Source organism: Streptomyces sp. NPDC093018, from assembly GCF_040684035.1.
GTDB classification, from domain to species: domain Bacteria; phylum Actinomycetota; class Actinomycetes; order Streptomycetales; family Streptomycetaceae; genus Streptomyces; species Streptomyces murinus.
In genome coordinates this window covers 74,433-87,477 of record NZ_JBFBFF010000025.1, presented here as the reverse complement: position 1 = coordinate 87,477, position 13,045 = coordinate 74,433, and the positions used below count along the sequence as shown (strand labels likewise).

Annotated in this window: 12 protein-coding genes and 1 riboswitch; of the genes, 7 read left to right on the top strand and 5 right to left on the bottom strand. The window is 71.8% G+C overall.

The features are described 5' to 3' along the window. Nucleotides 1-9 precede the first annotated feature (9 nt). Together AB0N90_RS35405 and AB0N90_RS35400 are read left to right on the top strand one after the other, a co-directional pair. A complete protein-coding gene (locus AB0N90_RS35405; RefSeq protein ID WP_365203373.1) occupies nucleotides 10-1,026 on the top strand; it encodes an Lrp/AsnC family transcriptional regulator in 1,017 nt (338 codons plus the stop codon). Nucleotides 1,027-1,133: 107 nt separating this feature from the next. Beyond that, the gene (locus tag AB0N90_RS35400) at nucleotides 1,134-1,802 is read left to right on the top strand and encodes a hypothetical protein (RefSeq protein ID WP_365203371.1); all 669 of its coding nucleotides are present in this window, start codon (nucleotides 1,134-1,136) and stop codon (nucleotides 1,800-1,802) included. A 100-nt stretch (nucleotides 1,803-1,902) separates the two neighbouring features. On the opposite strand, the gene AB0N90_RS35395 is transcribed toward AB0N90_RS35400, so the two are convergent. The 4 genes from AB0N90_RS35395 to tsaD form a co-directional block, all read right to left on the bottom strand. Then, nucleotides 1,903-2,238, bottom strand: coding sequence for an antibiotic biosynthesis monooxygenase family protein (locus AB0N90_RS35395; RefSeq protein WP_086810863.1), 336 nt, complete (start codon nucleotides 2,236-2,238; stop codon nucleotides 1,903-1,905). An 81-nt stretch (nucleotides 2,239-2,319) separates the two neighbouring features. Further along, entirely contained in the window at nucleotides 2,320-4,974 is a 2,655-nt protein-coding gene (gene alaS / locus AB0N90_RS35390; protein WP_365203369.1) for an alanine--tRNA ligase, read from the bottom strand. Between the two features lie 16 nt (nucleotides 4,975-4,990). Continuing rightward, nucleotides 4,991-5,557: a GNAT family N-acetyltransferase gene (locus AB0N90_RS35385; protein WP_365203367.1), complete on the bottom strand. Its 567-nt coding sequence runs from the start codon at nucleotides 5,555-5,557 to the stop codon at nucleotides 4,991-4,993. Further along, nucleotides 5,557-6,606: a tRNA (adenosine(37)-N6)-threonylcarbamoyltransferase complex transferase subunit TsaD gene (gene tsaD / locus AB0N90_RS35380; protein ID WP_365203365.1), complete on the bottom strand. Its 1,050-nt coding sequence runs from the start codon at nucleotides 6,604-6,606 to the stop codon at nucleotides 5,557-5,559. Before tsaD ends, AB0N90_RS35385 begins: the two co-directional genes overlap by 1 nt. A 143-nt stretch (nucleotides 6,607-6,749) precedes the next feature. On the opposite strand from tsaD, the gene cbiE reads away from it, so the two are divergent. The 5 genes from cbiE to AB0N90_RS35355 all read left to right on the top strand — a co-directional run bounded on the left by cbiE (nucleotide 6,750) and on the right by AB0N90_RS35355 (nucleotide 11,857). Beyond that, a complete protein-coding gene (gene cbiE / locus AB0N90_RS35375; protein ID WP_365203363.1) occupies nucleotides 6,750-8,012 on the top strand; it encodes a precorrin-6y C5,15-methyltransferase (decarboxylating) subunit CbiE in 1,263 nt (420 codons plus the stop codon). After that, a complete protein-coding gene (gene cobM, locus AB0N90_RS35370) occupies nucleotides 8,009-8,758 on the top strand; it encodes a precorrin-4 C(11)-methyltransferase (protein ID WP_365203362.1) in 750 nt (249 codons plus the stop codon). The genes cbiE and cobM overlap by 4 nt, the downstream gene beginning before the upstream one ends. Nucleotides 8,759-8,774: 16 nt before the next feature. Then, a riboswitch (cobalamin riboswitch) is annotated at nucleotides 8,775-8,910 on the top strand. 155 nt (nucleotides 8,911-9,065) lie between these two features. Beyond that, nucleotides 9,066-10,073, top strand: a complete 1,008-nt coding sequence (locus AB0N90_RS35365; RefSeq protein ID WP_365203398.1) for an iron ABC transporter permease — start codon at nucleotides 9,066-9,068, stop codon at nucleotides 10,071-10,073. 2 nt (nucleotides 10,074-10,075) lie between these two features. Continuing rightward, a complete protein-coding gene (locus AB0N90_RS35360; RefSeq protein WP_365203360.1) occupies nucleotides 10,076-10,843 on the top strand; it encodes an ABC transporter ATP-binding protein in 768 nt (255 codons plus the stop codon). A 9-nt stretch (nucleotides 10,844-10,852) separates the two neighbouring features. Further along, nucleotides 10,853-11,857, top strand: coding sequence for an ABC transporter substrate-binding protein (locus tag AB0N90_RS35355; RefSeq protein WP_365203358.1), 1,005 nt, complete (start codon nucleotides 10,853-10,855; stop codon nucleotides 11,855-11,857). A 9-nt stretch (nucleotides 11,858-11,866) separates the two neighbouring features. Here the strand turns inward: AB0N90_RS35355 and AB0N90_RS35350 are convergent, their stop codons facing one another. Further along, complete coding sequence (locus AB0N90_RS35350; RefSeq protein WP_365203356.1) at nucleotides 11,867-13,042, bottom strand: cobalt-precorrin-5B (C(1))-methyltransferase; 1,176 nt, start codon at nucleotides 13,040-13,042, stop codon at nucleotides 11,867-11,869. Nucleotides 13,043-13,045 lie beyond the last annotated feature (3 nt).

Sequence of the window (13,045 nt, the reverse complement as noted above, 5' to 3'; positions counted from 1 at the left end):
CTTGGCGCCATGGCACGCGCGTCGGCGGATTCCGTACTGAGCCTCACCGATCAGCGGCTGGTGGCCGCCCTTCAGTGGGACGGCCGCCTCACCTCGGAGCGGGCGGCCCGCGTGCTGGGGCTCAGCCCCGTCACCGTGCGCCGCCGCCTGCACGCACTCGGCGCCGACGGCACCGTGCGCGTGGTGATCTCGCCGGTCGCCCGACCGCGCGACGGCGGCTCGGCCGGGGCCCTGTTCCTGCGCATCCGGGTCCTGCGGGGGAAACTCGACACCATCGTGGCCGCGCTCGCGGCGCGCGAGGACATCCCGTTCATCGACGTCACCACCGCGGGCGACGAGATCTTCGCCGTCGCCCGCACCGAGCCGGGTTCACGCGACCCGCTGGTCTTCCGCCAACTGCCCTCCACCCAGGCGGTGACGTCCCTGGAGAGCGCCACGATCCTGCATGTCTTCCGGCTCACCTCCGAATGGCGCCACCATGTGCTGACCGAGGCGGAACGCGCCGCGCTGACCCCGCCCGAACCGGTCCCCGGAGCGAGCGCTTCGGGCGCCTCGGGCCCGTACGGTGTCGACACCGACGCCCTGGAACAGTCGCTCCTCGACGCCCTCACTCCCGACGCACGCCTGACCTCGGCGACCCTGGCCGCGCGCACCGGCCACCCGGAGAGCACGGTGCGCCGCCGCCTCACCCGACTGACCGCCCAGGGCCGTCTGATCACCCAGGTCCTGGTCGACCCGGGCCGCCTCGGGCTGCCCATCGAGGCCAAGCTCCTGCTGCATGTGACCCCCGATCATCTGGCCACCGCCGGCCAGGCCCTGGCCGACCACCCCGCGGTGCACGGCGCGTTCGCGACCTCGGGACCCTCGAACCTGCACGCGGCCGCGTACTTCCCGGACCTGACCGCCCTCTACGGCTTCCTCTCCCGGGACCTGGCCGGCCTCGGCATCACCCATGTCGAGACGGCCATCGTCAGCCGCGCCGTCAAACGCACCCCCGAGCCGCTCCGGCCGATCCGGTCGAGATAAACCCCGCTCCCCTCCATTTGGCCCCCTCTCCCTGCGCCGTCGCTTCTCCTGTGCAATTCTCCCCTCACGGGGGTGTGAATTCTTGGCAATACGGAATGGAGCACGGCATGCGCAGGACTCCCGTCGCTTTTACGGTCAGAAACTCTCTCACGCTGGGAGCTCTGACCGCCGTGGCGCTTTCCGCCGTCGGACCCGTGGCCGTCGCCCACGCGGCGCCCCGCCCGTCGAGTGTCCAGGCCGCCCTGACAGAGGCTTCCCTGCCCCCGGTGCTGGGCGATGTGGAAGCGCTGAACGAACCGATCCTGAGCCTTGTATCGCTGGAGGGAACCGAGGGGAGCCTCCCGGCCGCGCTCGCCAACGTCCTCCCCTCGGAAGTGACCGCCTTCTTCCTGGAGCTGACCGACGAGGACAAGACCGTTCTCAAGGAACTGGCTTCCAAGATTCAGCAATTCAACACCGAGGACGACCTGCTCACCGCGCTCAAGGAGAAGTCGCCCAAACTGTACGAGAAGGCCGTGGAGCTCCGGACCCTCATCAAGAACAAGATCGATTCCCTCAATCCGGAGGCGAAGGTGTTCGTACAGTCGATCATCGAGAAGGTCAGGAGCCTCAAGCCCCTGGGGAGCGAAGAACCCGACCCGGCCCAGCTCCGAGAAGCCGTCCAGGAGATCGTGGCGCAGTTCAACGCCCTTTCCGGCGAGGCGAAGAGCAACCTCGCGGAGATCTTCCCCAAGCTGGCGTCACTGATCCTCCTCCAGCCGCTGCAGGGAAGCTGAGCCGGCCCGGTACGTCACGAGCTGTTTCCCCGGCCTGCCGGGTGGCCCGAACTGACGGCACGGGCCTGGCTCCAGATCAGGAAGGGGCCGGCCCGTGAGTTCAGTCGCGCGGATGGACCGACTCGACCGAGAAGAGCCGTGGTTGCACGTCTGTCGCGATCTTCGCCGCCTGGTCCATGTGGACGCGGGCCTCGATGTTCTCGAGCATCGCCCGGTAGTGCTCCTCGGTCTCCCACTGGGCGTAGTTGATCACGCGTTCGCCGTCGAGGGAGGCGTGGAAGTTGGCGCAGACGAAGCCGGGTTGGCGTTTCATGGTCTCCTCCGTGGCGCGGGCGAGCAGCTCGATCAGCTCGTACTGCCGGTCGGGGGAGACCGTGAAGACGTTGATGAGGGTGGCCACGGGCCGGGTCGTGTCGACCTGAACGGTAACAGTCATGTGATGATAACTCCCCTTACGTGAGGCGGGGTTGTCACGTTCGACCGCTCTTTCGCCCGAACGGAGTCCGGCCGCAAGTCATCAGTGCCCGGCGAGAGTTGTCGGCACAGCCTCCAGGGCGCCTTGCAGACGGTCCGCGGACATACCGCCGCCCTGGGCCAGTTGGGCCGATCCGCCGCCCTTGCCGTTCATGAGCCGCTTGACCAGCCGCGCGGCGTGCAGCCCCGACGTTTCGGCGGACGTGTTGAGCGCGGCCACCAGGTTCGCCCTGCCGCCGGAGGCCGTGCCGATGACCACGACTGCCGGGCGCTCCGCGGGAAGCAGGTCGCGGACGGTGGTGGCCAGGGTCCTGGCGCCGTCCATGCCGTCGTCCGTGGTCGCGGTGACCACCAGGGCTCCGCCCGAGTCCCGGGCCGTGCCCGCCAGTTCGGCGGCGCGTATGCGCGTGGCGGCCTGCCGCAGCCGCTGATTCTCCCGGTCGGCCGACTTCAGCCGCTCCAGCAGCCCGGCGATGCGGTCGGGGAGTTCGGCACGCGGCGCCTGTATCTGCTCGGCGATGCGCGCGACCAGGTCGCGCTCGCGGGCCAGGTAGCCGAAGCCCTCGACGCCGACGGCGGCCTCCAGGCGGCGCATGCCCGCACCGACCGAGGACTCCGAGGTGAGCGCCACGACGCCGATCTGCGAGGCGTGTTCGACATGCGTGCCGCCGCACAGTTCCCGTGACCACGCGCCGCCGATCTCGACGACACGGACCTTCTCTCCGTAGGTCTCGTTGAAAAGTGCGAGAGCGCCCAGATCCTTTGCCTCCGGCAAGGTCATCCAGCGGACGCCGACCGGCAGATCCTGGCGCAGGGCCTGATTGGCGGCTTCCTCGATCTCGCTTCGGACGGACGAGGACAGCGTGCCCCGCCAGGGGAAGTCCAGGCGAAGGTGGCCAGGACGGTTGTACGAGCCGGACTGAAGTGCAGTGGGGCCGAGCACCTGACGCAGGGCCGCGTGCAGGACGTGGGTGCCGGAATGCGCTTGGCGGGCGCCGAGCCGCCACTCGGGATCCACGGCCGCCGTGACCTCGTCACCGACGGCGAGCTCACCCGCCGTGACACGCACCTGGTGCGCCACCAGCCCGGGCAGCGGGCGCTGTACGTCCAGGACCTCGGCCTCCACCGACGCGCCGGAGAGGTGGCCGGCGTCGCTGTCCTGGCCGCCGGACTCGGCGTAGAACGGGGTGCGGTCCAGGACCACGGTCACGATCTCCCCCGCGCCCGCCACCGGGGCGCGGCCGGAGTCGGTCAGCAGGGCGAGAACACGGGACCGGCTGGTCAGGGTGTCCCACGCGCGCCAGTCGGTCGGACCGTGTTCGTCCAGGACCCCACGCAGGACGGCGGTGTCCGTCGTGCCGCCCGTTTTGCGGGTTCGGGCGTCGGCTCGGGCGCGTTCGCGCTGCCGGCGCATCAGCGCGGTGAAGCCCTCGCGGTCGACCTCCACGCCCTGTTCGGCCGCCATCTCCAGCGTGAGGTCGATGGGGAAGCCGTACGTGTCGTGCAGCAGGAATGCTTGTGCGCCGGGAAGCCGCCGCCCGCCGCCCGCCTTGACCTCGGCCACGGCCGTGTCCAGGACGGCCGTTCCCTGGCGCAGGGTCGTGCGGAAGGCGTCCTCCTCGCCGGCCGCCCGGTCCACGATCCGGGCGTAGGCGTCGGCGACCTCCGGGTAGCTGGGTGCCATGCAGTCGCGGGCCACGGACAGCAGCTCGGGCAGGACGGGCTTTTCGTAGCCGAGTTGGCGCATCGAGCGTACGGCTCGGCGGAGTATGCGGCGCAGGACGTAGCCGCGGCCCTCGTTGCCGGGGGAGGTGTCGTCGGAAAGGAGCATCAGGGCGGTGCGGACGTGGTCCGCGATCACCCGCAGGCGTACGTCTGCCTCGGCGTCCGCGCCGTATCGGACACCGGCCAGCGCGGCGGCGCGGTCGAGTACCGGGCGGGTCTCGTCGATCTCGTAGAGGTTGTCGACGCCCTGGAGCAGGGTGGCCATGCGCTCCAGGCCCATGCCGGTGTCGATGTTGCGGCGGGGGAGCTCGCCGAGGATGGGGTAGCCCGACTTGCCGGAGCCTTCGCCGCGCTCGTACTGCATGAAGACGAGGTTCCAGAATTCCATGTACCGGTCCTCGTCGACGGCCGGGCCGCCCTCGGGGCCGAGTGCCGGACCGCGGTCGTAGTACAGCTCCGAGCAGGGACCGCACGGACCCGGTACGCCCATGGACCAGAAGTTGTCCTCGTCGCCCCGCGTAACGATCCTCTCGTCGGGCAGGCCGGCGATCCGCCGCCAAAGAGCGCGGGACTCGGCGTCGGTATGGTGCACGGTCACCCAGATGCGGTCCGGGTCCAGGCCGTAACCCCCCTCCGCCACCGCCGAGACGGACAACTCCCAGGCGAAGGCGATGGCCTCCTCCTTGAAGTAGTCCCCGAAGGAGAAGTTGCCGTTCATCTGGAAGAAGGATCCGTGCCGGGTGGTGCGGCCGACCTCCTCGATGTCCAGGGTGCGCACGCACTTCTGCACGCTCGTCGCCCGCGGCCACGGGGCCGCTGCCTCTCCCGTCAGGTAGGGCTTGAAGGGGACCATGCCCGCGTTGACGAAGAGCAGCGTCGGGTCCGGTGTGGGCAGCGGGGCGCTGGGTACGACGGTGTGACCGCGCTCGGCGAAGAAGTCGAGGAATCGGCGGCGGATCTCGGCGGTACGCACAGGGGTCTCCGGGTGGCTACAGGGGCTGGGCAGCCAGAGTTCGGGCGGGATGGCGGGGGCCGAGGAAGACCGCGATGCCGTGCCCGTCGGGGGAGGGATGGGTGGCCTGGGTCCAGCCCTGGTGGCGGTAGAAGGCCATGGCCTCGGCCGACCGGAGGGAGGTGAGCAGCCAGGCGCGGCCGCCGGGGGCGTCCTCGGTCACGGCGCGCAGGAGGCCGGCCGCGATCCCGGTGCCGCGGGCGGTGGGACGGACCGCTAGCTCGTCCACCTCGCGGGCACCGCACAACCACGCCTCGGTACGGCCCGGTCCGAGACCCGAGGCCGCCTGTGGATGGCAACGGTCGGCAGGGAAGGGGGTGGGCGTGACCCAGGCGGTGGCGAAGCCCACGACCTCCTCGCCCTGGAAGGCGAGTGCCGCGGTGAACCCCGGCCGCCGTACGTCCGAACCGAGCCGTGCGGCGAACGCGTCCGCCCTTCCCCCGTCCTCGTTCCAGGGTGGTGCGCAGAACGCGTCGGCGTAGACGGAGCGCAGGTCCGCGCCGTGGGACCGGAGCTCGTCGGGTGCGGCGGGACGGATGTCCATCACGCCGCCACCGCTCCGGCCGCGACCGGGTGCAGGGCCGCGTACTCCAGCGGGGCCGAGGGGTCGATCGACACGTCCAGCGGAGCCGGCTCGGCCCCAGCTCGTACGAGGAGATCGCCGACGGCGGCGATCATCGCGCCGTTGTCCGTGCACAGCCTCAGCGGCGGTACCCGCAGGGCGATACCGGCCGCCCGGCAGCGCTCCTCGGCCAGTGACCGCACCCGCGAGTTCGCGGCGACCCCGCCGACGACGACCAGCGTGCCGACCCCATGCTCCCGGCAGGCGGCCACGGCTTTGCGGGTCAGGACGTCGGCGACCGCCTCCTGGAGGGACGCGGCCCCGTCGTGCACGGGCAGCTCGCGCCCGGTGTGGGACTCGGCCCAGCGCGCCGCCGCCGTCTTCAGCCCCGAGAAGGAGAAGTCGTACGAGCCCGGGAACGGGCGAGGGAAGGGAACGGCACGGGGATCGCCCTCCCGCGCGGCACGGTCGATGGCCGGGCCACCGGGATACGGCAGCCCGAAAACCCGCGCCACCTTGTCGAAGCACTCCCCGGCGGCGTCGTCGAGGGTGTCGCCGAGGTGGGCGATCGGGTCGCGGGCCAGGTCGCGCACGAGGAGCAGCGAGGTGTGGCCGCCGGAGACGATCAGCACCATGCACGGGTCGGGCAGCGGGCCGTGCTCAAGGGTGTCGGCGGCGACATGACCGGCCAGGTGATGTACGCCGTAGAGCGGGACGCCCAGTGCGTAGGCGATGCCCTTCGCGCCCGCGAGGCCCACTTGAAGCGCGCCGGACAGGCCCGGACCCGTCGTCACGGCGACCGCCCCGATGTCGGAGAGCCGAAGCCCGGCCCGCTCCAGTGCCTCACGCACCACCGGGCGCAGCGCATGCAGATGGGCGCGGGACGCGATCTCGGGCACCACTCCGCCGAAACGGGCGTGCTCGTCCATGCTCGACGCCACGGCGTGCCCGAGCAGCCGCCCGTCCCGGACGATCCCCGCACCGGTCTCGTCACACGACGACTCGATCCCGAGCACGATCGGAGAGCCCATGCTCTCCCCTTCCTGCGATGAATGAGTTATTGCGAACAGTGTGCAATAAGATCCCTCCGGATGTGAACCCGGGCTCGGCCGCATGGCTGATCACTTAGTAGAGTGCGCCCCTGACACTCCCCTGAACTCCGAGGTAGCCAGCAGTGACCCCCGCCCGACAAGGCCCGCCTTCCGTCATCACCGTCGTCGGGATCGGAGCCGATGGCTGGCGGGGCCTGGCCGAGCCCTCCCGCGTGGAACTGCGCCGGGCCGAGGTCCTCGTCGGGGGCCCGCGCCAGCTGGATCTGCTGCCCCCCGAGTGCGCCGGTGAGCGCGTCGGGTGGCCGTCTCCACTGCGCCCCGCCGTCCCCCGGCTGCTCGCCGCTCATGCGGGCCGCCGTATCGCCGTTCTGGCCAGCGGCGATCCGATGTTCTACGGAATCGGGCGCGCGCTCGCCGAGGAGACCGACGCACTGCGCGTTCTGCCGCACCCCTCATCCGTGTCCCACGCCGCCGCCCGGCTGGGCTGGCCGCTGGAGGACGTCGAGGTCGTCACACTGGTGGGCCGTCCCCTCGCCCGCCTCGCCGCAGCCCTCCACGACGGCCGGCGCCTCCTTGTCCTCAGTGCCGGCGCCACCACTCCCGACGAGGTCGCCGCGCTGCTCGGTGACCGCGGCTACGGACCGAGCCGGATGCGGGTGCTTGAACAACTCGGCGGGGACCGGGAGCGTACGACCGCCGAGCTGACGGCCGACGACTGGGCGCGGACGAAGCGGCCGTGTGACCCGCTCAACATCGTGGCCGTCGAATGCCGGCGGGCACCGGACGCCGTGCGACTGGGCGCGGGGCCGGGGCTGCCGGACGAGGCGTACGAGCACGACGGGCAGCTCACCAAGAAGCACGTCCGTGCCGCCACACTCGGCGCGCTCGCCCCCGCTCCGGGAGAACTCCTGTGGGACATCGGCGGCGGGTCGGGCTCGATCGCCATCGAGTGGATGCGTACCCACCCGTCGTGCCGGGCCGTCACCGTGGAACGCGACCCGGTACGAGCCGAGCGCATCCTCCGCAACGCGGAGCGACTCGGCGTGCCCGGACTCCGGGTCGTGGGCGGTGCCGCCCCCGCGGCGCTGGCCGAACTCCCACGGCCCGACGCCGTGTTCGTCGGCGGCGGGCTCACCGCCCCTGGCCTCCTCGACACCTGCTGGACGGCCCTGCCCCGCGGCGGAAGACTCGTCGCGAACACCGTCACCCTGGAATCCGAGGCACTGCTCGCCGACGCCTACCGCCGTCACGGAGGCGAGCTGGTGCGGCTCGCGGTGGCGCACGCCGTGCCCGTGGGCGGCTTCACCGGCTGGCGGCAGGCCATGCCGGTCACCCAGTGGGCCGTACAGAAGACCGACAACCCCTCACCAGGAGCTGACAGATGACCGTGTACTTCATCGGCGCCGGCCCCGGCGCCGCCGACCTGATCACGGTGCGCGGCGCCCGGACGCTCGCCGCCTGCCAGGTCTGCCTGTACGCGGGCAGCCTCGTCCCCCGCGAACTGCTGGCCGAATGCCCGCCGGACGCCCGCCTGGTGGACACCGCCCGGCTCGACCTGGACGAGATCACCGCCGAGTTGCTCCGCGCCCACGAGGAGGGGCACGACGTGGCCCGCCTCCATTCCGGCGATCCTTCCGTGTTCAGCGCGGTCGCCGAACAGATGCGGCGGCTGGACGCGGCCGGGGTCCCCTACGAGGTCGTCCCCGGTGTCCCCGCCTTCGCCGCCGCGGCCGCCTCCCTCAAGCGGGAACTGACCGTGCCCACCGTCGGCCAGACCGTCATCCTCACCCGCGTCGCCAACCGCGCCACCGCCATGCCGGAGGGCGAGGACCTGGCCACGCTCGGCCGCAGCGGCGCGCTGATCGTGCTGCACCTGGCCGCCAAGTACGTGGACCGTGTGGTGGAGGAACTCCGCCCGCACTACGGCGCCGACTGCCCCGCCGCGGTCGTCGCCTACGCCTCCCGCCCGAACGAGCTGATCATCCGGGGCACCCTGGACGAGATCGCCCAGAAGATGAAGGACGCGGACGTCCTGCGCACCGCGGTGATCATGGTAGGGCGGACGCTGGGGGCGGAGCAGTTCCGCGACAGCCACCTGTACTCGCCCGAACGCGAGCGGCATCTGTGCTGAACAGAGCCGCGGGAGCCGTTTGTTAGGCTCCCCTCGCCTCCCGCGGGGGAAGTCCGGTGAGAGTCCGGCGCTGACCCGCAACGGTGTGCACGACGGCCGGTCCGACGGCCGTCGTGCGAGCCCGATCGCCTGCGGGGGCGGATCGACCCGTTGACTGCTCGCCGCGGACTGCGAGAAGGGGGCCGGGCCGCCTGATCGGCCGCCCGGGCCGCTCCTGCTCGACGTCCAGCAGGCGGCCCGTGTGAAGGACGACTCTCCCGTGAGCCGAAGTACGGCCCCCAGCCGCATACCCGTGCCGCCGCTCAGCATGGCCCTGGCGCTGCTGCTCCTGCTGTCCCTCGTCGGCGGTGTCGGGCTCGGCGCCGCCGGGGTCGGCTGGACCGAGGCGCTGCGCTTCCTGTGGGCCGGACTCACCGGCAGCACCGTGCACGCGCGTGACGAAGCCGCGTACACCATCGTCTGGGAGCTCCGGCTGCCCCGGGTGCTGCTCGGCGCCGTGGTCGGAGCCGGGCTCGCGGCCGTCGGAGTGGCTGTGCAGGCGATGGTCCGCAACGCGCTGGCCGACCCCTTCGTGCTCGGCATCTCCTCCGGCGCGGCGGTGGGCGCCAACGCCGTGATCCTCCTCGGAGCGTTCGCCGGTCTCGGGGTGTGGGCGCTGTCCGCGTCGGCGTTCGCCTCGGCACTCGCCGCCATGGCGCTGGTGTACGCCGTGGCCCGTTCACCGCGGGGCCTGACGCCGCTGCGCCTGATCCTCACCGGCACGGCGCTGGCGTACGGATTCGAGGCCGTCACCACGGTCATGGTGTTCGGCGCGGCCCGGGGCGAGGCGGCCCGGTCGGCGATGATGTGGCTGCTGGGTAGCCTGGGCGGCGCCACCTGGGCCCAACTGCCGCTCGCCGCGGTGACCGTCGCGGCGGGATGGGCCTGGCTGCGGTGGCGGGCCGAACCGCTCAACGCGCTCGCCATGGGGGACGAGACCGCGGCCGCGCTCGGCGTCGGACCGGCTCGGCTGCGCCGGGAGCTGTTCGTCGTCACCGCCGCCGTGACGGGGACGGTGGTGGCGGTCAGCGGGGCCATCGGGTTCGTCGGACTGATGGTGCCGCACGTCGTACGGATGCTGGTCGGCGCCGACCACCGCCGTGTGCTGGCGGTCGCCCCGCTCGCGGGAGCCGTACTGCTGGTGTGGGCGGACCTGCTGTCCCGGCTGCTGTTCGCGCCCGCCGAACTACCGGTCGGAGTGATCACCGCGATGGTCGGTGTGCCCGCGTTCCTGCTCCTGATGCGGCGGGCCGGCTATGCGTTCGGAGGCCGCTGAGCATGCGACTCGACATCGATGACGTGACGATCGAGGCGGCCGGGACCCGCCTGGTCGAGCACATCGCCCTCACCGTGGACAGCGGGGCGTTCGTCGGACTCGTGGGCCCGAACGGCAGCGGCAAGTCGACCTTGCTGCGCTCCCTGTACCGGGCGCTGCGCCCGGCCGGGGGAGTGGTGCGGCTGGACGGCCGCGATCTGCACGCCATGGACGCGCGGGCCGCCGCCCGGGCCCTGGCCGCGCTGCCGCAGGAGTCCTCCGCCGAGTTCGACTTCACCGTCGCCGAGGTCGTCGCCATGGGACGGCTGCCGCACCAGGGCCGTACGGCCGCCTCGGACCGGGAGATCTGCGCCGGGGCGATGGAGCGCACCGGCGTCGCCCACCTCGCCGACCGCGGGTTCCTCAGCCTGTCCGGCGGTGAGAAGCAGCGGGTCCTCATCGCCCGGGCCCTGGCCCAGCAACCGAGGATTCTGGTCCTCGACGAACCCACCAACCACCTCGACATCGCCCACCAGTTGGACATCCTGTCCCTGGTCCGAGCCAGCGGCCTGACTGTGCTGGCCGCCCTCCACGACCTCAACCTGGCGGCGGCTCACTGCGATGTCCTCTACGTCCTCGACGGCGGCCGGATCGTTGCCTGCGGACCGCCCCGTGACGTCCTCGAACCCCCGCTGCTGGCGAAGGTGTTCGGCGTCCGGGCCCACGCCGTCCGGCACCCCGAGACGGATGCCGTGCAGCTCCTGTTCGACCTGCTCCCGCCCACCATCTGAAGGACGACCATGCGCAAGCAGCTTCTCGCCACCGCCCTCTGTCTCGCCGCGACCGCCACGGGATGCGGCGCGACGGTGGAACGGGCCAAGGACGCAAAACCCTCGTCCTCGGTCACCCTCACCAACTGCGGTCGTCAGGTGACCTACGACAAGGTTCCCGAGAGGGTCGTCACCAACGACGTCGGCATCACGGAGCTGATGTTCGCCCTGGGCCTGGAGGACCGCATGGCCGGTTTCGCCATGCCCGACGACAAGGGCGATCTGCGCGATGTGCCCTGGAAGGACGGCTACGACAAGGTCAAGTGGCTGTCCAAGGACCAGCTCACCAAGGAGAACGTGCTCGACGCCCGCGCCGACCTCGTCTTCGCCGGCTGGAACTACGGCTTCCGGGAGGACGGCGGCTTCACCCCCGACGGCCTGAAGAAGCTCGGCATTCCCTCGTACATCCTCACCGAGTCCTGCCACAACGGCCGGGGGAAGTCCGCCCGGGGCATCATGCCGCCCCTGGACGCCCTGTACGCCGACCTCACCAACCTCGGCAGGCTCTTCGGGGTCCAGAAGCGCGCGGCGGCGCTGATCGCCGGTTTCAAGAAGCAGATCGCGGACGTGCGGGCCAAGGCGCCCCAGGGCTCCGGCCGTCCCTCGGTCTTCCTCTACGACAGCGGTCAGAGCACGCCCTTCACCTCGGGCCGCTACGCCGCCCCGGAGCAGATCATCACCGAGGCCGGCGGCGTCAATGTCATGCACGACCTGGCGGACTCCTGGACCACGGTCGGCTGGGAGAGCGTCGTACAGCGGAACCCGGACGTCATCGTCATCTGCGACTACGGCGACGTCAGCGCCGAGCAGAAGAAGAAGTTCCTGCTGTCCTACCCCCCGCTGCGGAATGTCGCCGCCGTCGCACACCGTCGGATCATCTCCCTGGACTACGCCGACCTGGTGGAAAGCCCTCGTAACCCGTCGGCGATCGCACGGCTCGGCGCCTATCTGCGGACCGTGCCGGCCGGCCGGTGACGCGGCGGCTCAGCGGACCGTACTGCGCCCCACCACCGTGCCGGCCCGGTCGATGCAGATGACGTCCACGGCGACCGGTGCCCCGCGCAGCACGGCCAGGGCCTCGTCCCGGGCGGCCCGCGCCACCAGGTCGCCGAGCGGTACTCCGGCCGCCTGGCACAGTTGCAGTGCGGCGAGACCGGTGTTGGCGGCCGCCACTCGGGCAGTGAGTGACTCGTCCGCGCCGCCACCGCGGGCCAGTTCGGCCAGGAAACCCTTGTCGACCTGGGAGCGGCCGGAGTGCAGGTCCAGATGGCCCGCCGCGAGCTTGGAGAGCTTGGCGAAGCCACCGCAGATCGTGAGGCGGTCCACCGGGTGGCGGCGGATGTACTTCAGTACGGCGCCCGCGAAGTCGCCCATGTCGAGCAGGGCGTCCTCGGGCAGGCCGTGCTCGGCGACGACCGTCTTCTCGGACGTCGACCCGGTGCAGCCGGCGACATGGGTCCGCCCGGCCGCGCGGGCCACGTCCACGCCCCGCCGGATGGAGTCGATCCAGGCCGAGCAGGAGTACGGCACGACGATGCCTGTGGTGCCGAGGATGGACAGGCCGCCCAGGATGCCGAGCCGGGGGTTCCAGGTGGAGCGGGCGATCTCCTCGCCGTGGTCGACGGAGACGGTGATCTCCACGTCGCCGCTGCCGCCGTGCCGGGCGGCCACCTCGGCGACGTGCTCACTCATCATCCGCCGGGGGACGGGGTTGACGGCCGCCTCGCCGACGGGCAGCGGAAGGCCGGGCCGGGTGACGGTGCCCACACCGGGGCCCGCCCTGAAGACGACTCCGCTGCCCGCGGGCAGCCGCCGTACCGTGGCCCGGATCAGCGCGCCGTGCGTGACGTCCGGGTCGTCGCCCGCGTCCTTCACGATCCCCGCCATGGCGGAGCCGGACGTCAGCTCCTCGGCGGCCAGCGCGAACGACGGGGTCTGCCCCTTGGGCAGTGTGATCGTCACCGGGTCGGGAAACTCACCGGTCAGCAGGGCGGTGTACGCCGCCGTCGTGGCCGCCGTCGCGCAGGCCCCCGTGGTCCAGCCGTGGCGCAGCCCCGTGTGCTCCAGCTGGGCGCGGCGACCGCCCTTCACCTCACCCGTGCCCCGGGACCCGCCCGTACCGCTCGCCTGCCCCACGCCCCTGCCCTCACTGCTCCCCATGAA